The following is a 19,309-nucleotide window of genomic DNA, read 5'->3' on the forward strand; positions in this document are numbered from 1 at the left end:
AAATAATTTTCATTAATTTGAACTCTAGATTTTTTTCTATTTTTTTTTGAAAAAATAGGCCAAATAAAATACATTATTATGACTAAAATCACTGCAGCTATTACAGCAGTAGGAAAATATGTTCCTGATTATGCTCTTACCAATAAAGAGTTAGAATCTTTGGTTGAAACTAACGATGAGTGGATTTTTACCAGAACAGGGATCAAAGAAAGAAGAATTTTAAAAGATGAGGATAAGGCCACATCTTATTTGGCTATCAAAGCTGCAGAAGACTTAATCGCTAAAAGAAATTTAGATCCAGCAGAAATCGACATGGTTATTATCGGTACTGCAACTCCAGACATGAACGTTGCTTCTACAGCTGTGCATGTTGCTACAGAAATAGGAGCGGTAAATGCTTTTGGTTATGATTTACAAGCTGCATGTTCAAGTTTCTTATATGCCATGTCAACGGCATCTGCTTATATAGAGTCTGGAAGGTATAAAAAGGTTTTGGTGATTGGAGCAGATAAAATGTCTTCGATTGTCGACTATACAGACAGAACTACATGTATTATTTTTGGTGATGGTGCTGGTGCAGCGCTTTTTGAGCCAAATGAAGAAGGATTAGGTTTTCAAGACGAATATTTAAGAGGTGACGCTGTTGGACGCGAATTCTTACGTATTGAAGCTGGAGGTTCTTTGAAACCAACATCGCAAGAGACTTTAGACAAACGTCAGCACTATATCAAGCAAGAAGGTAAAACAGTATTTAAATATGCTGTTTCAAATATGGCTGATGCAAGTGAAAAAATATTGAAACGCAATAATCTTACCAATGAAGATATTGATTGGTTAGCGCCACATCAAGCAAATCAACGAATTATTGAGGCAACAGCAAGACGTATCAATTTAGATATGGATAAGGTGTTGGTGAATATTCAACACTATGGAAATACGACTTCTGCTACATTACCATTGTTGTTAGCAGATTACGAAGAAAAATTAAAAAAAGGAGATAATATTGTATTTGCTGCTTTCGGTGGTGGATTTACATGGGGAGCCCTTTATTTAAAGTGGGCTTATAACTCTTAATTATAAAACTAAACATTACTTACAATTAACATATTATGGAATTAAAAGACATTCAAAATTTGATAAAATTTGTAGCCAAATCTGGTGCAAGTGAAGTAAAATTAGAAATGGAAGACATTAAGATTACTGTAAAAACGGGTGCTGGTAAAACAGAAACTACGATTGTACAGTCTCCTATGGCTCCAGCACAAATCCCGGTTGTATCACAAGTTGTACCTCCAACAGAAGCTCCAGCTGCACCTGCTGCTTCGGCACCAGCTGCTGAGTCTGCGGATGAAGATTCTAAATATGTAACAATTACCTCTCCAATTATCGGAACTTTCTACAGAAAACCATCTCCGGACAAATCTAATTTTGTAGAGATAGGTGATTCAGTTTCAGCTGACTCAGTAGTTTGTGTAATTGAAGCAATGAAATTATTCAACGAAATCGAATCAGAAGTATCTGGAAAAATCGTTAAGATTTTGGTAGAAGATTCTTCTCCAGTTGAATTCGGTCAACCATTATTTTTAGTAGACCCATCTTAATCTACAGAGCATAATTACTAACACTATTTTGTTTGTTTAGATACAGACGAACAGTATAAAAAAAACTATTATGTTTAAAAAAATATTAATTGCCAATAGAGGTGAAATAGCTTTGCGTGTTATCAGAACATGTAAAGAAATGGGGATTAAAACGGTAGCAGTTTATTCAACTGCTGATGCAGAAAGTTTGCATGTGAAATTTGCTGATGAAGCTGTTTGTATTGGACCACCATCAAGTACAGATTCGTATTTGAAAATGTCAAATATTTTGGCTGCTGCTGAAATTACAAATGCTGATGCAATTCACCCAGGATATGGATTTTTATCTGAAAATTCTAAGTTTTCAAGTCTTTGTGAAGAGCACGATATCAAATTTATCGGAGCGAGTGCTGAGATGATTGATAGGATGGGAGATAAGGCAAATGCCAAATCTACCATGATTGCTGCTGGTGTGCCATGTGTACCAGGTAGTGAGGGTGTGATTGAAGATTTTGCCGAATGTAAAAGATTGGCTGAAGAAGCAGGTTACCCTGTGATGTTAAAAGCTTCTGCCGGTGGTGGAGGTAAAGGTATGCGTGCCGTATGGAAAGAAGAAGAGCTGGAAGATGCTTGGGATTCTGCTAGATACGAATCAAAGGCAGCCTTTGGTAATGATGATATGTACTTAGAGAAATTGATTCAAGAGCCAAGACATATTGAAATTCAAATTGTAGGAGATTCTTTTGGTAAAGCATGTCACTTGTCTGAAAGAGATTGTTCTGTACAAAGACGTCACCAAAAGTTAACTGAAGAAACACCTTCACCATTTATGACGGATGACCTTCGTGAAAGAATGGGGGAAGCTGCAGTTAAAGCTGCTGAGTATATCAAGTACGAAGGAGCAGGTACAGTTGAGTTTTTGGTTGATAAAGACAGAAACTTCTATTTCATGGAAATGAATACACGTATCCAGGTAGAGCACCCAATTACAGAAGAGGTGGTGAACTATGACTTGATTCGTGAGCAAATATTAGTAGCGGCAGGAGTGCCAATTTCGGGTAAGAATTATTTGCCAAAGATGCACTCTATTGAATGTAGAATTAATGCTGAGGATCCGCATAGAGGATTTATGCCAGCTCCAGGAAAAATTACTACGTTCCACGCTCCAGGAGGACATGGAGTAAGATTAGATACGCACGTTTATGCTGGTTATACAATTCCACCAAACTACGATTCTATGGTTGCAAAGTTGATTACCACAGCGCAAACAAGAGAAGAAGCAATCAATAAAATGAAAAGAGCTTTAGATGAATTTGTGGTTGAAGGAGTAAAAACGACAATCCCTTTCCATAGACAATTGATGGATCACCCGGATTATGTAGCAGGTAATTATACTACAAAATTCATGGAAGATTTTGAAATGGAGAAATAAGAAATTCGATAAGTTATTGAAAAAGAGGAAACAACATTGTTTCCTCTTTTTTTTGTTTCATAATGAACGTTGATGTGTGGGTTCAGTCTTCAATGTTAAATTAATTTTAAGAAAAATACGTTTTAAATGTTGTCTTGGTTGAAAAACGGTATGATTCGTGATTAATGGATAGAAAAACACATGAATTAGTTAAATAAACACATAATTTTTTTTACAGATTCAACAATTTTTTGTTACTTGCTGAACCTAAGAAGGCATGTCCACGGAGAGGTGGCCGAGCGGCTTAAGGCGCACGCTTGGAAAGCGTGTTTACAAGAAATTGTAACGGGGGTTCGAATCCCTTTCTCTCCGCAGTGTTTTTTTAGGTTAACTAGTTTAAAACCTTAATTATATTAATAAATTAATTTTATCACAATGAAAAGAGTATTTACAATCCTTACAATTACAGGTGCTATGTTTTTAGGAGCAACACAAAGTGCGTTTGCGCAGGCAGCAGAATCTGTAGAAACAGAAACATTTCACCAAATATTAAAACAACGTTTTATTGAAGGTGGTCCATTTTTTATGGGAATCGTTTTGGTAGCTTTAATTTTAGGTTTAGCAATTGCTATTGAAAGAATTATTTATTTAAACATGGCTACTACAAATACTAAAAAATTAGTAGCTAGTATCGATGAAGCTTTAACTTCAGGTGGTGTTGATGCAGCAAAAGAAGTTTGTAGAAACACGAAAGGACCTGTAGCTTCAATCTTTTACCAAGGATTAGATAGAGCTGATGAAGGAATCGAAGCTGCTGAAAAAGCGGTAGTAGGTTACGGAGGAGTTCAAATGGGACTTTTAGAGAAAAACATTTCTTGGTTATCTTTATTTATCGCACTTGCACCGATGCTTGGGTTTATGGGAACTGTAATCGGGATGATTGGAGCCTTTGACTCGATTCAAGCAGCAGGGGATATTTCTCCAACAGTAGTAGCAGGAGGTATTAAAGTAGCCTTATTGACAACTGTATTTGGTTTGGTTGTAGCGATTATTCTTCAAGTATTTTACAACTACATTATTTCTAAAGTAGATGGAATCGTAAATGATATGGAAGATGCTTCTATCTCATTAATTGACCTATTGGTAAAAAATAAAAAATAAGAAGAATGAATCAGAAATTAACAAATATATTAAAAGGTCTTGTTGGCTTGATAGCTATCGTTGCTGCTTATTTCTTTATTAAGATTGTAAGTACTGGAGATGAAGCTATCGTAGAAGGAGGAGGATCTTTAGGAATCGTAGGACCTATGGTTACTTTTTCTATAGGATTGTTTATATTGGTATTAGGACTTTCAGTTTTATTCTCAATTATCAGTTTATTTAAAAAGCCAGAGGCATTAAAGAAAACTTTATTAGGATTGGTTGTTTTGGGAATTTTCTTAGGAGCAGCTTACGGGTTGGCACCAGATGATGCTGTAACCAATGTAAACGGTGAAGTTTTAGAAGGTGGAGAACAAGGTGCAAACTCTAAATGGGTAAGTACAGGTATTTGGTATACTGTTTTACTAGGAGCAACTGCAATTGTTACGATCGTATTAGGTGGTGTGAAAAAAATCATTAAATAAGAATCTATGGCAAGAAAAGAACTCCCTGAAATTAATGCAGGATCGATGGCCGACATCGCGTTCTTGTTGCTGATATTTTTCTTGGTAACAACAACGATGGATGTTGATTCTGGAATTTCTCGTAAATTATCAGAAAAACCGCCAGAAAATTACACTCCGCCTGTAATTAAACAAAAGAACATTCTTGAAATCAACTTGAACCGTAACAATGAAATGTTGGTTGAAGATGAGAGAATGGAAATTGAAGACTTAAAACAATACACAATCGACTTCTTGGATAACGGAGGAGGTGTTGGGAAACCAACTGAATACGGACCTGGAACGGCTTGTGACTATTGTAATGGTAAAAAAGCAGATGATTCTTCTGATCACCCGAACAAAGCAATTATATCTGTACAAAGTGATAGAGGTACTTCTTATGGGATGTATATTACAGTTCAAAATGAATTGTTAGCAGCATACACAGAATTGAGAAATCGTTATGCGAAAAAATACATTAAAGGTCAATATGCTGGTATGAGTTACGACGAATTATTGTTGCTTTCTGGTAATGATAAAGAAAACGAAGCTTTGAAAGCAGTGATTAAGAAAGTAAAAGAAGCTTATCCTCAGATTATATCTGATGCTGAACCAACTAAATAATATAATATATGTCTAAATTCGGAAAAAAGAAAAAAGGGTTACCAGCTGTGAATACTGCTGCATTACCAGATATTGTATTTATGTTATTGTTCTTCTTTATGGTTACAACAACAATGAGAGAAACCGATTTGTTGATCAAACCACCAAAGTTGCCTAATGCTTCTGAAGTAAAGAAATTAGAACATAAAAGTTTGGTAAGTACAATATATGTTGGTAAAGCCAAGCCAGAAGATCAAGCCAAATATGGATCTGGAGATAAAATTCAGTTGAATGATAAAATTTCTCAAGTAAGTGAAATTCCTAATTTCATCTATTCAGAGCAAGAAAAACATAATCCTGAAGAGATTCCATATATGACTACTTCTATCAAGTCTGATATCAATTGTGGTGTTGGTACCATTCACGATATTAGAATTGAATTAAGAGATATCAATGCTCTTAAAATCAGTTATTCTACTCGTAAGGGAGATTTATCTGAAAACATGAAATAATATTTATTAAATATTTTAAGTTAAAGGCATTCGTTTTACTAACGAATGCCTTTTTGTTTATCTTTGTTTTAACGCTCTTCTAACCTGTATAGATTTACTGAATGTTTCAAAAGTATTATTCGTATTTATTTTTCTTTCTATGTTTTATAGGATCTGCGCAAAAAGACTCTATTAGTATCGATCCTCGGTATTTAGAAGATCAGTTGTATCTAGGGTTGACCTATAATATTTATGATAATACACCAGAGGGGTTTTTAAAAGATGGATTTGCTTATGGTATATCAACGGGTTTTATTCGTGATATTCCGTTTAATAAGCGAAGAAATTTTGGTGTTGGTTTGGGATTAGGGTATTCTTTTAACACATACATTCAGAATGTAGTGGTCACAGAATCAAATCAAGATGTATTTGCAACTGAAACTTTTGACCAAACATATACTATCAAAACAAATAGCATTGATATTCCTTTTCAAATACGTTGGAGGACATCAACCTTGCAAGATTATAAATTTTGGAGGATATATACTGGAGTAAATTTTTCATATATACTTAATTCAAGTGCGATTGGTACAACCGACAATCAGATTGTTAATTTGACCAATGTTTTGCATGTAAAGCCTTGGCAATATTCATTCGCCATTTCAGCTGGATATGGAACTTGGAATGTTTATTTTGATTATGCTTTGGTTCCTTTCTTCGAAGGTGATAACGATTTGCGCATGAATACGATGCGTTTGGGATTGATGTTTTATATATTTTAATGGAAATATATAAACAGTAATTGAGGTAGGAGTCCTACAATAAATCCAAGGTTTATTTCTTGTAAACTATGTGCTTTCAATTGTATTCTTGCAGTTGCAACTAGCCCACTAGCAATAAACAGTAATGCCGTTGCCATTAATAAATTGACTTGCATGTAAATACTCATTATGAGCGTGAACGAAATAAAACTAGCCATGCCTAACATATGGATGCTAAGTTTTAATTTTTTCACGAATAACATGTAACAGATAGCAAGTGAAATTGCACAGCCGATAAATAAGTTCGACAAAAGAAATAAAGGATCTATTCTTCCCAGTGTTTTACCGAGTACATAAAATAATACTGTCATAAATAGTATCGGTATTTTTCTCTCATCAATGTTTTTTACTTCAATTGATTGAATGAGTTTTTTCCTTTTTAAAATGATTAATAGGATTACAGGTGATAAATAGGTACCAATGCCAACGAGCAAAATGATTTTTAATTTGACACTATCGATGAGGTTGCTATTACCTATTACAAAAAAACTGAGCGTAGCTACAAGAGGAAGTAATATTGGATGAAATACGATGGAAATTAGTTTGTAAACGCGCTGCATCATGGGTTAAATTTCTTTTCTTAAACGCGCTACAGGTAAGTCCAATTGCTCTCTATATTTAGCTACAGTTCTTCTTGCGATGATGTACCCTTTTTCTTTGAGTTTTTGCATTAGTTTGTCATCAGTCAAAGGTTTTCGTTTGTCTTCTTCGTCTATGACAGTTTTTAAGATGTTTTTTATTTCTTTGGTAGAAATATCTTCTCCTTGATCGTTTTTCATTGATTCAGAGAAGAAATCCTTTAGTAATTTGGTTCCGTAAGGTGTTGCAACATATTTGCTGTTTGCGACTCTAGAAACCGTTGAGATATCCATTTCTATTTTATCTGCGATATCTTTTAAAATCATCGGTTTTAGTTTTCTTTCATCACCCGAAACAAAATAGTCGTTTTGATAATCCATGATAGCATTCATGGTCAGTAGAAGCGTTTGTTGTCTTTGTTTTATTGCGTCGATAAACCACTTGGCAGCATCTAATTTTTGTTTTATAAATAAAACAGCATCTTTTTGAGACTTAGTTTTTTCTTTAGACTCTTGATACCCTTTTAGCATATTGTTGTATTCTCTAGAAACATTTAATTGAGGTGCGTTTCTTGAGTTTAAACTCAGTTCTAAATTTCCATCGATAATTTGAATCGTAAAATCTGGTACGATCTGGTCAGTTATTTTTGACGTAACGGTATAGGTTCCTCCCGGTTTTGGGTTTAGTTTTTCTATTTCAGAGATCGCATCTTTTAATTCGGCTTCAGAAATGCCGTATTTAGAAAGTAGTTTTTTGTAGTGTTTTTTTACAAAATGTTCAAAACTGTTGCTTAATATTTCTATAGCAAGATCTATGGATTTTGTTTTTGGTTTGTTTTCTAACTGAATGATCAAACATTCGTTTAAATCACGCGCACCAACACCAATAGGATCCATATTCTGTATGATCGCTATTAATATTTCTTCAACCTCATCTTCTGTGGTGTAAATATTTTGTGTGAAAGCGAGATCATCAACCAAGTCAAGTATATCTCTTCTTAAATAACCGCTTTCATCTAAGCTACCAACTAAAAATTCTGCAATTGAAAATTTATGATCGTTTAATGAAAATGTATTGAGTTGGCTTTTTAAATTCTGATGAAAACTCACGCCACCTGCATAGGGAATTTGGCTGTCTTCATCATCAGCACTGTAATTATTGCTTTGTAATTTGTACTGAGGTATCTCATCATCGCTTAGATACTCGTCAATGTTTATTTCGTCTGCATCAATATTTTCATTGCCGGTATCTTCATATTCATTTTGAAATTCATCCTCATAAGAATCTTCCGTCTCTCTTTCAATATCTAATGCAGGATTTTCTTCAATTTCTTGTTTTAATTTTTGCTCAAAAGCCTGTGTAGGAAGTTGAATTAGCTTCATCAGCTGAATCTGCTGTGGAGATAATTTATGTGATAATTTTAATTGAAAATTCTGTTTAAGCATGTAAACAAAGATACTAATTAGGTTGGATTCTTACTATAAATGAATTTTAGTTTCGTTTATTGTTTTCAACAAAGACACAAATAATTTTTAAAATTAACGAATGTTCATATTTATATCAAAAGGTATTTATTCAAATGAAGTTTTTATCTTTGCAAATGTAAAAAAATATAAAAGTGAAAGGGGATAAGCATCTTTGGATAGCAGCGGCAATCGTTTTTTTTGTACTAGGTATTGAATATCTGTATGCACGCTCGAAAGGAAAAAAAATTTTTAGATTTCAAAATACGATATCAAATTTATTGATGGGGGTTTTTGATAGAATTGCTGGTCTGTTTATGGTGCCATTGATTTTCTTCTATTATCAGTTTTTGTATGATTATGTGTCAATTTTCACGGTTCCAAATACGATTGCTTGGTTTATTTTTGCAGTGTTGATGTCCGATTTTATATGGTATTTTTATCATAAATCTGGACACAGAATTAATTTGTTTTGGGGTGCGCACATCATACACCATCAAAGTGAAGATTATAATTATACCGTTGCATTAAATTTAACTCCTTTACAAGTATTTGTGAGAGTGTTGTTTTGGTCTTTAATGCCAATTCTAGGTTTTACTCCAGAGGTTGTTCTAGGAACGCATTTGGTGATTGGATTGTATCAGTTTTTGTTGCACACTACATTAATTCCGAAATTAGGAATTATAGAGTATTTTTTCGTAACACCTTCGCATCATAGAGTGCATCACGGAAGTAATGAAGAGTATTTAGATAAAAATTATGGAGGTGTATTGATTATTTGGGATCGTATTTTCGGAACTTTTGCCGAAGAGAAGGCTGAAGTGGTATATGGAATTACAAAAGACATCAACTCAAGAGACTTTTTAACTTCAGTGTTTCATTATTATAGGAATTTAGGTTACCAAATGAAACAACTACCATCAATAAAAGAAAAATTATTGTTATTGGTTAGTGGTCCGGATTGGGTACCATCATCAGGAGAACTTTCTTTGATGCCTTTGTATATCGACAAAGGAACTTATAAATACACGAAATTTTCTGCCTTGACAAAAACGTATATCTTATTCAATACGATTGGATTGTTTGTAGTGATTTTAGTGTTCGCTTACTTTATGAGTCAATTGTCAATTTTAAATATGGCGGCTATTGGTGTGTTTGTTATGCTAACACTTATCATCACAGGTCGACTTTTGGAAGGAACTAAAACTACGATACTAGAAATTGTGAGGTTGGTGCTCACTGGTTTTATTTTATATAATTTCTATTTCCTACAAATGTAAATTTGTTCGGTTCTTATTTTTTCGCTTAAGAGAGTTGGCTTCAACTGGCGTCACACCTCTTGCTTCGAATGCTCCTATTGTATCATTTAGAGACCATCTTTACAGGTAAGATTATCCTTTTTTTCTATTGTCTCTTGCCATTTTTCTTTCTAAAGAAAGTAACAGCGCAGGTAATAACAATAAGTTAGATACCATCGCAAAAAGAAGCGTTATCGAGACCAATCCACCCAAAGCTTTTGTTCCTCCAAAACTAGAAACTAAGAACACCAAAAACCCAAAGAATAGAACGATAGAAGTATAAAACATACTCACTCCCGTTTCTCTTATAGCTTTGTAGACAGACTTTCTAATTTTCCAATTACTAGCAATCAATTCTTGTCGGTATTTTGCCAAGAAATGAATAGTGTCGTCAACAGATATCCCAAAGGCGATACTAAAAACTAAAATGGTTGATGGTTTGATTGGGATTCCTAAATACCCCATAATACCACCAGTAACTAACAGTGGTAATAAGTTGGGAATTAATGAGATAAAAATCATTTTAAGCGATTTGAACATCCATCCCATAAAAATTGAAATCAACACTATGGCAAGACCTAAAGAAATGATAAGGTTTTTTATCAAGTAATTGGTTCCCTTTAAAAACATAAGAGATTTACCTGTCAACATTACTTCATATTTGTTCGAGTCAAATTCTCTATCTACAAGTCGTTTGATGTCTTGTTGGATTTGTTCCATCTGATCGGTACCTACGTCTTGCATATAGGTTGTAATTCGCGCATAACGACCATTTGGGTCTACTTTATTAAGTACCGCTCCAGAACCTGAATTTTGATCAGAGTTTTTAATGTAGTTTAGCAAGAATGCTTTTTCTTGAGAAGTAGGTAATTGATAGTATTTAGGATTTCCGTTGTAAAAGGCCTGCTTCGAATATTTTACTAGGTCTACAATAGATGTAGCTCTAGATAGACCGGGTGTTTCTCCAATCAATTTAGAGAGCTTGTCAACCTTTTTTAGAAAAGATAATTTGTAAACTCCTCCTTCTTTTTTAGTGTCGATCATAATTTCTAGAGGCATGATGCCTCCGAATTCTTGCTCAAAAAATACGATGTCTTTGTAGAAAGTTTTGCTTTTTGGCATGTCGTCGATCAAACTACCTGAAACTTTTATTTTGTAGACTCCAATGATGCTTGTGATAACTACGATAAAAGCAACGGTATAAATCGTGTTTTTTCGATTTCGAACCATAAAAATCATCCAATCAACAATTCTCGAAATCCATCTTTGTTCTAAATGTTTTAAATGCTTTTTCTTCGGAAGTGGCATAAAACTATAGATCGAAGGAATAATTAAAATAGACAATACAAAAATTGCCATGATATTGATAGAGGCGATCACACCAAATTCTCTCAATAAAGAACTGTTGGTAAAGATAAAAGTTGCAAAACCAGCAGAGGTGGTAATGTTTGTCATCAATGTAGCATTTCCTACTTTTGATATTACACGGTGCAATGATTTTGTTTTATTGCTGTGTTTCTTTATCTCTTGTTGGTATTTGTTGATAATAAAAATAGCATTCGGTACTCCAATTACAATGATTAGTGGAGGGATCAACGCAGTCAATACTGTAATTTGAAAACGAAACAGTCCAATAAAACCAAAAGCCCAAATTACACCTATACTTACTACGAGTAGTGTGATGAACGTAGCACGATATGATCGGAAAAACAGAAAGAAAATCAAAGCTGTTACAAACAATGCCAAGCCTACAAAAATGGCCATTTCAGATTTGATATTTTCTGAATTCATCGAACGAATGTAGGGCATTCCAGAAACGTGTAAATCTACTTGATTGTCCTTTTCGAATTTGTAGATTAGCGGGTTAAATCGTTCAAATATTAATTCTTTTCGAGCCCTTGTGTTTACAATTTCTTTGTCGACAAAAACCGCAATTTGCATGGTTTGAGTTTCCTTGTTAAACAACAAGTTGTCGTAAAATGGCATTTCGTTAAAAAGGTGATTTTTCAACGAGTCGACTTTTGCTTGTGTGTCTAAGTTCTCAATAGATATATCGGTGAGTTCAAACTTTTTTAATTCTTTGTTTTTTGTTAGTTCTTTTAAATCACCAATTGAAATAGAGTACTCGAATTCTGGAAAAGAATCTAATTGTTTTGCTAGGAGATTCCAATTGTAAAATTTTTCTGGCGTGAAAAGGGTGCTGTCTTTTACTCCAACAACAATTAAGGTTCCTTCTTCTCCAAAAACATCTAGAAATTTATCGTATTTGATGTTCTCGATATGGTCTTTCGGAAGTAAGTTTGCTTCGGTATAAGACAATTTTATGTACTTCATCTGTGTAGCAAGAAGAACCGTGATGATCGCAATTACAGATAAAATTGCATATTGTTGTTTTAAAACAAAACGAGAAGTCTTTGACCAAAATTTCATGAAAAAATAATTTTGTCAAAAGTAAGAAATCCAAACTACTTACGTAGGGTATTATTGAAGGATAATGTTTGCTGAACTTTTAGGCGATTTCCTTTTTCTTGAAAATTACAGTTACTGTTGTGCCTTTGTTCGGCGCTGAGTCTATCTTAAAAGCCCCATTACAAATTTTTAAATATTGCAATATTGTTTTAATACCAAGTCCTGTTCCTTTTTCTTTATGAGTCCCTTCTGTCGAAAACCATAAATTTTCATCGTAAATTTTTTCGATGTTTTCTGGTTGAATCCCAATTCCATCATCTTGAATGCTGGTGTAAATTTGGTTGTCAATCTCTTTGATTTGAATATGAATAGCTCCTCCAATATTTGTGAACTTTAAGGCATTTTCATACAAATTTCTCAGGATAAAAGAATATATTTCTTTATCGGAAAGAAGTTCTTCTACTTCGATTGATGTTGTAGTTGTAATTTCTTTTTGCTTTCCGATTGAAGCATATCTATCGATAATGGTATCAATAGTTTCTTTTGTTGAAAAAGGAGTAAGCTGCACCTCGCAGGTGTGTATTTGGTTTTTCGACCAACGTAAAAGGTCGTTTAAAAAAAGCAATAAATTATCGATTCGTGTTGCAACTTTGTCTAATTTGTTATGAATCTCAAAGGTGTCTTTGTTATTTGCATCCTCATAGATCATTTCAGAATACCCCTTTACGATTCCTAATGGACTTCGAATGTCATGCGCGATAATAGACATGAGTTTCTTGTTGGTATTATTCAATCGTTCTAATTCTTCTTTTTGGGTTTTTATTTTTTGATGGTATTTTTTTGAATAAAGAGAAATAGGCAATGCAATTGCTATCGGGATAATGATTGCTTTTGCCAATCCAATTTCGAAGTTTTCGTCGTGAAGAAATGCGTAAGTAATACTAAATAATAGCACAGACACAATAGTAGAGAAGCTTACTACACTAAATGGAGTGAAAAGTTTTTCACGTTTCAATTTCATCTTTTTTTACAAAGATACGTAGGTAACGTTGTTATTTTATTGACATATGTTAATTAACTTCAATAGGTGCACAAGTTGCTCCGTTGTTTTGAAGTTGTAAACTTGCATCTGAAGGGGAGAGGTATGGAATTCCTGCTCCTAAACCTCGAAGAATAAATAGCACTCCAATTAGAAAAACAAAATAAGGGATGGCTTTTTGAATGTTGTTTCTGAATTTTATAGAAAAAAGATGCTTGAAATAAATAATCATCGTCATTAGTGGAATGGTTCCCACGCCATACAATAGCATGTATAAAAATCCTTGCTGAGGTGTTGCCATGGCAATAGCACCAACTACTGCCATATATACCATTCCACAGGGCAAGTATCCGTTTAAGAAGCCTATTACAAAGAGAGAAGAAAAACTGTTTTTTTTCAAGCGACTTCCTAACCCTGATTTTATTCTACCTACAATTTGATAAAGAGGAGTCGTTACTTCAATTTTTCGAATCCAGTTTTTGGGCAACAGTATATAACCGACAATAATAACTCCAATGATTATCGATAACCTCTGTTGGAACCCAGATAAGAAAAGACCTTTTCCAAGAAAACCAAACAACAGACCAATGCTTCCATATGCAAGAATTCTACCAATATGATAAAGTGAAATTTTTATAGTTTTGGAGGCTCTCGTGTCTTTGTGTACCGGCAAAACCATTGCAATCGGACCACACATGCCAATGCAATGAAAACTCCCTAGTAGTCCTAACAGAAATGCTGAATATAACATGTATTAATAATTAATACTGTGTTGAAATAAATAAGTTTCATCTGAAACATTCCACTCTATTTTTAAGTCCCAACGGCCACTGATTAATACCTCATCAGAGATAAATTGGCTGTGTGAATTTTTGAGTGAAATAGGGATGATTACATCGAGTATTTTATCTGATGGCCTGTATAAATAGATGGTTCCTTTTATCTTTTCAGATGAAAAATTTGTTGGGAAATTGACTGTAATTCCTTTCTCGACTCTATCGACATTGATGTTCGTTTCTAGTTTTTTTGCATTGTTTAATTTATCAATGCGCTGTTGGTATTCTAACTCATCTTTATAATAATCCTTGGCAACCAAATCGTACTCATAATTGCTGTCTGTCGTTGTTTTGATTACAAAGTACAAGATAAAACCAATAAACAGTACAAATGCAATTACGATTCCCGTTCCCCAATTAATTTTTTTCATCATCTTCTTGTTTTTGCGAATGGTAAAGTTATCTAAAACTTCTTGGTCCCATAAAGTTTGTGGTGGTAGTTTCTATCAGTTTTCCTTTTGAAAAGACTCCTATTTTTAAATTCTCTTTTGAGTCTTTTAAATGTTGACGTGGAATCTCAATAAACAAAGACCCTCCATAAAAATTTTCTTTGTCGATATCAAAATCATCTTTTCCAATTAGCTGTATCGTCCCTTCATGTGAAATTAATTCAAAATGAATGTCTTCAATTCTTTGTGAGGTTTTATTTATCAATTTATAGGTGTATACATTGCTAATAATATTGTTTTCTTTGGTTTTGTAGAGTTCACCTGGTAAACGTAAAATAGTAGCTTCCACATCGTTTCTCAAAAATAACATGGTAACCAGTACTGCTATCAAAATAGAAAGCACAGCTGTATAGCCTTTAACTCTTAAATTAAATTCAAAGGGGGTGTTGTTTTCAATTCCATCTTCAGAGGCATATCGAATCAAACCTGTTGGCAAGTTTACGTTTTCCATCATCAAGTCACAAGCATCAATACAAGCGGTACAGTTTACGCATTCTAATTGTGTTCCGTTTCTGATGTCGATTCCCGTTGGGCAAACATGTACACATTGTCCACAATCAATACAATCGCCTTTTCCTGTTGACTCTCTGTCTTCGTTTTTCTTAAATTTGGCTCTACCTTCTTCCTTTTCACCACGTTTGTAATCGTATGCTACATTGATAGATTTGTTATCTAGTAATACACCTTGTAGTCTACCATAAGGACACGCAATGATACATACCTGTTCTCTAAACCAAGCGAAAATAAAATAGAATACCCCTGTGAAAATCAAAAGTAACGAAAGGCCTTTTACATGTTCTTTTGGTGGATCGGTAATAATTTCAATCAGGGCATCACTACCGATAAAATATGCCAAGAATACATTAGAAATTACAAAAGAAATTAAGAAATAAACGAACCATTTAAGGAGTCGCTTTCTGATTTTTTCTGCATTCCATTTTTGTTTGTCTAGTCGTATTTGTGCACCTCTATCACCGTCAATCAAATATTCTATTTTTCTGAAAACCATTTCCATAAAAATGGTTTGCGGACAGATCCATCCACAAAATATTCTTCCATAGATTACGGTGAATAGAATGATAAAGACCACACCTATTATCATTGATATAACCATCAAATGAAAATCTTGTGGCCAAAAAGGAATTCCGAATATATTGAAACGTCTCTCAAGGATGTTGAACATCAAAAATTGATTGCCGTTAATTTTAATAAACGGCGAAACCAACAATAATGTTAACAGAAGCCAACTTACATAAGTACGATACTTGTAATACCGACCTGTAGGTTTTTTGGGGTACACCCACTTACGACCACCGTCGTCTGTCATGGTACCTAAGGTATCTCTAAAAGCTTCTTGTTTTTGATCCATATAACTCTATAAAAACGAAAAAAAATCGTTGGTATTCAGTAACACCAACGATTAAGAAATTTATTCTCCTTCCCATTTGTCTCCTTCTGGAGCTTTTGCATTCTCTGGGTTGGTGCCTTGTAAACTTATAACGTAGTTTGCAATTTGTTGAATTTTTTCTGGGCTAAAACTGTTTTTCCAAGCAATCATCCCTTTTCCATCACGTCCTCCATTTGAAATGGTGTTGTATACATTTTTGATACCACCACCAAGAATCCAGTATTCATCTGTAAGGTTTGGTCCGATAGAACCACGTCCATCTACCATATGACAAGCGGCACAGTTTTGCTTGAATAATTTTTTTCCTTTACTCAAAGCGCCAGCATCTGCACTAGCTTCCATATTGCTTAGGTCAATAGTTTTTACTGTTTTTTTGTACGCTTCAACTTCAGCTTTTGCGATGGCAACTTGTTCTATGTATTCTTCTTGAGTAGATTGGCCACCTAGTAGTTCGTAGTACCCTAAATAAACTCCTGCAAATACAATCGTTGCATAGAACATATACAGCCACCATGGTGGTAGATCGTTGTCAAGCTCCTTGATACCATCGTAATCGTGTTCAAGAATAATGTCTTTCTCTTCACTTATAGGTTTGGTTTTTGAGAGTGCTTGTACTAAGCTTTTCCAATCTTTTATTGAATTCGCTTCTTTTTTTGCATAATAAGCAGCTCTTTCTTCTTCAGAAATATGATCTGTGTAAAGGTTCTCTGAAGCGACTTTTATTTTTTCAATCACCACCAAAGCTAAAATCACGATTAAGTAAAATGCTGCAATTGAGGGGTGAGTAAATCCAAGTTCATCGCCAGGGGTCATGAGTTCGGTTATAACGAATACTACCAAAAATATTGAGAATATTCTAAGAAACGGAGCTGGTAGTTTAGTTTTCATATAGATTGTTTTTTGTGTTTTGTAATGCGTCTTTTTCGAAAGGAATTTGACTTACTTTATCTAAATATTCTTTTTTTGAACTGAATACCCACCAAAACAAGGCAGTGAAGAATATAAAGAAAATCAAAAGTGATATGATAGGATATATTTCGATTCCTTCTATTTCAGTCATATGGTGTTTTATAAATTTCAACATGTTCTAAAATTTATTTTTGTGAATCTTTTACTTTGATATCTGTCCCTAATCGTTGCAAATAAGCAATCAAAGCAACAATTTCTCTTTTGTGAATTGGTACAAACTCTTCACCTGCAGCTAAAGCAGCATTTTTCTCAGCTTCGTAATTTTCGACAAAAGAAGGGTCTTGGTGCAAGTTTTTTTCAACTTGTTGCGCTTGCGCCAATAAATTTGCTTGTGCTTCAGAAATTTCTTGTTCAGTGTAAGGAACTCCTAATGTGACCATAGCTTCCATTTTACTTTCTGTAGCTGAAGTATCAAGTGTGTTGTTTGTCAACCATTGATAACGTGGCATAATAGAACCTGGAGATGTAGACTGTGGATCGTACATATGGTTGAAATGCCAGCTATCTGAATATTTCAATCCCTCTCTATGTAAATCTGGCCCCGTACGTTTAGAACCCCATAAGAATGGATGGTCGTACACAAATTCACCTGCTTTAGAGTATTCTCCATATCGTTCAACCTCAGAACGGAAAGGTCTTACCATTTGTGAGTGACAACTCACACAACCTTCTCTAATATATAAATCTCTACCTTCAAGCTCTAATGGTGTATATGGTTTTACACTTGTAATGGTAGGAATGTTTGAATCTATCATCAAGGTTGGAATGATTTGTACCGCTCCTCCGATTAAGATAGTAACAGTTGCCAATAACGTTAGCTTTACTGGTTTTCTTTCTAGAACCTCGTGCCAACCTTCACCAGCCATTCTTGCTTTTCCAACTTTTTTCAATGCAGGTGCTTCAGCCAAATCATCTTCAACAGCAGATCCGGATTGGATTGTTTTTACAATGTTAAATAACATTACAAAAGCACCGGCGATATACATAGAACCACCAATAGCACGCATCCAATACATTGGGATGATTTGTGTAACCGTTTCTAAGAAATTACCATACATTAAAGTACCATCTGGGTTGAATTGTTTCCACATAGAAGCTTGTACAAATCCTGCAACATACATTGGTAACGCATATAAAATGATTCCTAATGTACCGATCCAAAAGTGTGTGTTGGCAAGTTTCGTTGAGAATAATGTTGTCTTAAACATTCTTGGCACCAACCAATAAATCATACCAAAAGCTAAGAAACCATTCCATGCTAAGGCGCCTACGTGTACGTGAGCAACAATCCAATCTGTAAAGTGCGCTATTGCATTTACATTTTTTAAAGATAGCATAGGTCCTTCGAAAGTCGCCATACCATATCCGGTAATCGCAACTACCATAAATTTTAAAACAGGGTCAGTACGAACTTTATCCCATGCACCACGCAAGGTTAACAACCCATTGATCATACCACCCCAAGATGGAGCAATTAGCATTATTGAGAATGCAACACCTAAGTTTTGTGCCCAGTCTGGCAATGCAGTATATAATAAATGGTGTGGTCCTGCCCAGATGTAAATAAAAATCAATGACCAGAAGTGAACTATAGACAATCGATAAGAGTATACTGGTCTGTTCGCCGCTTTCGGTACAAAATAGTACATCAGTCCTAAGAATGGTGTCGTTAAGAAAAAGGCAACAGCATTATGTCCATACCACCATTGTACTAATGCATCTTGAACTCCTGCATAAACAGAGTAACTTTTCATAAAAGAAATCGGAAGCTCTAAACTGTTAAATATGTGCAAAACAGCAACGGTAACAAACGTACCTAAATAGAACCAAATTGCCACATACATATGACGTTCTCTACGTTTGATAATTGTACCAATTAAGTTGGCACCAAATGCTACCCATACCAACGCGATCGCAATGTCAATTGGCCATTCTAATTCGGCATATTCTTTACTTGTAGTGTAACCTAAAGGAAGCGTAATGGCAGCAGCAACAATAATAGCTTGCCATCCCCAAAAATTGAATTTACTTAAAAAGTCACTCCACATTCTAGCTTTTAATAGACGCTGAGAAGAATAGTAGACTCCGGCGTAAATCGCATTTCCGACAAAGGCAAATATCACTGCGTTTGTATGCAGAGGACGTAAACGACCAAAACTAAGCCAAGATATTCCGTTTGTCATGTTCGGAAAAAGAAACATAAGTGCTAAAAGCAGTCCGACGGTCATTCCAATAATACCCCAGAATATGGTAGCATAGATGAAATTCTTGACAATTTTGTTATCGTAATAAAACTGTTGTACTTCCATG

19 protein-coding genes and 1 tRNA gene are annotated in these 19,309 nt (G+C 34.5%); 10 read left to right on the forward strand and 10 right to left on the reverse strand.

Annotated elements, in window-relative coordinates:
* Window positions 1-78: 78 nt before the first annotated feature.
* The 9 genes from F6P99_RS08390 (at window position 79) to F6P99_RS08430 (ending at window position 6,510) form a co-directional block, all read left to right on the forward strand.
* Complete coding sequence (locus F6P99_RS08390; protein WP_152287021.1) at window positions 79-1,074, forward strand: beta-ketoacyl-ACP synthase III; 996 nt, start codon at window positions 79-81, stop codon at window positions 1,072-1,074.
* 35 nt (window positions 1,075-1,109) lie between these two features.
* The gene (gene accB / locus F6P99_RS08395) at window positions 1,110-1,601 is read left to right on the forward strand and encodes an acetyl-CoA carboxylase biotin carboxyl carrier protein (RefSeq protein ID WP_152287022.1); all 492 of its coding nucleotides are present in this window, start codon (window positions 1,110-1,112) and stop codon (window positions 1,599-1,601) included.
* 70 nt (window positions 1,602-1,671) lie between these two features.
* Entirely contained in the window at window positions 1,672-3,012 is a 1,341-nt protein-coding gene (gene accC / locus F6P99_RS08400) for an acetyl-CoA carboxylase biotin carboxylase subunit (RefSeq protein WP_152287023.1), read from the forward strand.
* 264 nt (window positions 3,013-3,276) lie between these two features.
* Window positions 3,277-3,363: transfer RNA gene (locus F6P99_RS08405), tRNA-Ser, on the forward strand.
* A 63-nt stretch (window positions 3,364-3,426) separates the two neighbouring features.
* On the forward strand, window positions 3,427-4,152 hold the full coding sequence (locus F6P99_RS08410; RefSeq protein WP_152287024.1) for a MotA/TolQ/ExbB proton channel family protein: 726 nt from the start codon (window positions 3,427-3,429) through the stop codon (window positions 4,150-4,152).
* Between the two features lie 5 nt (window positions 4,153-4,157).
* Window positions 4,158-4,616, forward strand: coding sequence for a hypothetical protein (locus F6P99_RS08415; protein ID WP_152287025.1), 459 nt, complete (start codon window positions 4,158-4,160; stop codon window positions 4,614-4,616).
* Window positions 4,617-4,622: 6 nt separating this feature from the next.
* A complete protein-coding gene (locus F6P99_RS08420; RefSeq protein ID WP_152287026.1) occupies window positions 4,623-5,258 on the forward strand; it encodes an ExbD/TolR family protein in 636 nt (211 codons plus the stop codon).
* Between the two features lie 8 nt (window positions 5,259-5,266).
* The gene (locus F6P99_RS08425; protein ID WP_152287027.1) at window positions 5,267-5,749 is read left to right on the forward strand and encodes an ExbD/TolR family protein; all 483 of its coding nucleotides are present in this window, start codon (window positions 5,267-5,269) and stop codon (window positions 5,747-5,749) included.
* 101 nt (window positions 5,750-5,850) lie between these two features.
* A complete protein-coding gene (locus F6P99_RS08430) occupies window positions 5,851-6,510 on the forward strand; it encodes a porin family protein (protein WP_152287028.1) in 660 nt (219 codons plus the stop codon).
* Here the strand turns inward: F6P99_RS08430 and F6P99_RS08435 are convergent.
* Both F6P99_RS08435 and rpoN read right to left on the reverse strand, forming a co-directional pair.
* On the reverse strand, window positions 6,507-7,112 hold the full coding sequence (locus F6P99_RS08435) for a hypothetical protein (protein WP_152287029.1): 606 nt from the start codon (window positions 7,110-7,112) through the stop codon (window positions 6,507-6,509). The genes F6P99_RS08430 and F6P99_RS08435 overlap by 4 nt on opposite strands.
* 3 nt (window positions 7,113-7,115) lie before the next feature.
* A complete protein-coding gene (gene rpoN / locus F6P99_RS08440) occupies window positions 7,116-8,573 on the reverse strand; it encodes an RNA polymerase factor sigma-54 (RefSeq protein ID WP_152287030.1) in 1,458 nt (485 codons plus the stop codon).
* Between the two features lie 173 nt (window positions 8,574-8,746).
* Here rpoN and F6P99_RS08445 point away from each other — a divergent pair, with 173 nt between their 5' ends.
* A complete protein-coding gene (locus F6P99_RS08445) occupies window positions 8,747-9,871 on the forward strand; it encodes a sterol desaturase family protein (protein ID WP_152287031.1) in 1,125 nt (374 codons plus the stop codon).
* Window positions 9,872-9,982: 111 nt separating this feature from the next.
* Here F6P99_RS08445 and F6P99_RS08450 read toward each other — a convergent pair whose 3' ends face one another.
* From F6P99_RS08450 to ccoN, 8 genes are all read right to left on the reverse strand, one after another.
* Window positions 9,983-12,319 carry an efflux RND transporter permease subunit gene (locus tag F6P99_RS08450; RefSeq protein WP_152287032.1) on the reverse strand — a complete coding sequence of 779 codons (2,337 nt, stop codon included), beginning with the start codon at window positions 12,317-12,319 and terminating at the stop codon, window positions 9,983-9,985.
* A 79-nt stretch (window positions 12,320-12,398) separates the two neighbouring features.
* A complete protein-coding gene (locus tag F6P99_RS08455) occupies window positions 12,399-13,319 on the reverse strand; it encodes a sensor histidine kinase (protein WP_152287033.1) in 921 nt (306 codons plus the stop codon).
* 49 nt (window positions 13,320-13,368) lie between these two features.
* On the reverse strand, window positions 13,369-14,088 hold the full coding sequence (locus F6P99_RS08460; RefSeq protein WP_152287034.1) for a sulfite exporter TauE/SafE family protein: 720 nt from the start codon (window positions 14,086-14,088) through the stop codon (window positions 13,369-13,371).
* Between the two features lie 3 nt (window positions 14,089-14,091).
* Window positions 14,092-14,547: a FixH family protein gene (locus tag F6P99_RS08465; protein ID WP_226913050.1), complete on the reverse strand. Its 456-nt coding sequence runs from the start codon at window positions 14,545-14,547 to the stop codon at window positions 14,092-14,094.
* Window positions 14,548-14,572: 25 nt separating this feature from the next.
* Window positions 14,573-15,991: a cytochrome c oxidase accessory protein CcoG gene (gene ccoG, locus F6P99_RS08470; RefSeq protein WP_152287035.1), complete on the reverse strand. Its 1,419-nt coding sequence runs from the start codon at window positions 15,989-15,991 to the stop codon at window positions 14,573-14,575.
* Between the two features lie 60 nt (window positions 15,992-16,051).
* The gene (locus tag F6P99_RS08475; RefSeq protein WP_152287036.1) at window positions 16,052-16,918 is read right to left on the reverse strand and encodes a cbb3-type cytochrome c oxidase N-terminal domain-containing protein; all 867 of its coding nucleotides are present in this window, start codon (window positions 16,916-16,918) and stop codon (window positions 16,052-16,054) included.
* Window positions 16,908-17,114 carry a CcoQ/FixQ family Cbb3-type cytochrome c oxidase assembly chaperone gene (locus F6P99_RS08480; protein ID WP_152287037.1) on the reverse strand — a complete coding sequence of 69 codons (207 nt, stop codon included), beginning with the start codon at window positions 17,112-17,114 and terminating at the stop codon, window positions 16,908-16,910. The genes F6P99_RS08475 and F6P99_RS08480 overlap by 11 nt, the downstream gene beginning before the upstream one ends.
* A 10-nt stretch (window positions 17,115-17,124) precedes the next feature.
* On the reverse strand, window positions 17,125-19,308 hold the full coding sequence (ccoN, locus tag F6P99_RS08485) for a cytochrome-c oxidase, cbb3-type subunit I (protein ID WP_152287038.1): 2,184 nt from the start codon (window positions 19,306-19,308) through the stop codon (window positions 17,125-17,127).
* Window position 19,309: the final 1 nt, after the last annotated feature.

The sequence above is a fragment of the Flavicella marina genome, from assembly GCF_009193215.1.
Classification (GTDB): Bacteria; Bacteroidota; Bacteroidia; order Flavobacteriales; family Flavobacteriaceae; genus Flavicella; species Flavicella marina.

What these genes read in the sequence shown, in the direction of transcription:
- F6P99_RS08390 (WP_152287021.1), top strand. Translation starts at nt 79, where the DNA reads ATGACTAAAATCACTGCAGCTATTACAGCAGTAGGAAAATATGTTCCT.
- accB (WP_152287022.1), top strand. Translation starts at nt 1,110, where the DNA reads ATGGAATTAAAAGACATTCAAAATTTGATAAAATTTGTAGCCAAATCT.
- accC (WP_152287023.1), top strand. Translation starts at nt 1,672, where the DNA reads ATGTTTAAAAAAATATTAATTGCCAATAGAGGTGAAATAGCTTTGCGT.
- F6P99_RS08410 (WP_152287024.1), top strand. Translation starts at nt 3,427, where the DNA reads ATGAAAAGAGTATTTACAATCCTTACAATTACAGGTGCTATGTTTTTA.
- F6P99_RS08415 (WP_152287025.1), top strand. Translation starts at nt 4,158, where the DNA reads ATGAATCAGAAATTAACAAATATATTAAAAGGTCTTGTTGGCTTGATA.
- F6P99_RS08420 (WP_152287026.1), top strand. Translation starts at nt 4,623, where the DNA reads ATGGCAAGAAAAGAACTCCCTGAAATTAATGCAGGATCGATGGCCGAC.
- F6P99_RS08425 (WP_152287027.1), top strand. Translation starts at nt 5,267, where the DNA reads ATGTCTAAATTCGGAAAAAAGAAAAAAGGGTTACCAGCTGTGAATACT.
- F6P99_RS08430 (WP_152287028.1), top strand. Translation starts at nt 5,851, where the DNA reads ATGTTTCAAAAGTATTATTCGTATTTATTTTTCTTTCTATGTTTTATA.
- F6P99_RS08435 (WP_152287029.1), bottom strand. Translation starts at nt 7,112, where the DNA reads ATGATGCAGCGCGTTTACAAACTAATTTCCATCGTATTTCATCCAATA.
- rpoN (WP_152287030.1), bottom strand. Translation starts at nt 8,573, where the DNA reads ATGCTTAAACAGAATTTTCAATTAAAATTATCACATAAATTATCTCCA.
- F6P99_RS08450 (WP_152287032.1), bottom strand. Translation starts at nt 12,319, where the DNA reads ATGAAATTTTGGTCAAAGACTTCTCGTTTTGTTTTAAAACAACAATAT.
- F6P99_RS08455 (WP_152287033.1), bottom strand. Translation starts at nt 13,319, where the DNA reads ATGAAATTGAAACGTGAAAAACTTTTCACTCCATTTAGTGTAGTAAGC.
- F6P99_RS08460 (WP_152287034.1), bottom strand. Translation starts at nt 14,088, where the DNA reads ATGTTATATTCAGCATTTCTGTTAGGACTACTAGGGAGTTTTCATTGC.
- F6P99_RS08465 (WP_226913050.1), bottom strand. Translation starts at nt 14,547, where the DNA reads ATGATGAAAAAAATTAATTGGGGAACGGGAATCGTAATTGCATTTGTA.
- ccoG (WP_152287035.1), bottom strand. Translation starts at nt 15,991, where the DNA reads ATGGATCAAAAACAAGAAGCTTTTAGAGATACCTTAGGTACCATGACA.
- F6P99_RS08475 (WP_152287036.1), bottom strand. Translation starts at nt 16,918, where the DNA reads ATGAAAACTAAACTACCAGCTCCGTTTCTTAGAATATTCTCAATATTT.
- F6P99_RS08480 (WP_152287037.1), bottom strand. Translation starts at nt 17,114, where the DNA reads ATGTTGAAATTTATAAAACACCATATGACTGAAATAGAAGGAATCGAA.
- ccoN (WP_152287038.1), bottom strand. Translation starts at nt 19,308, where the DNA reads ATGGAAGTACAACAGTTTTATTACGATAACAAAATTGTCAAGAATTTC.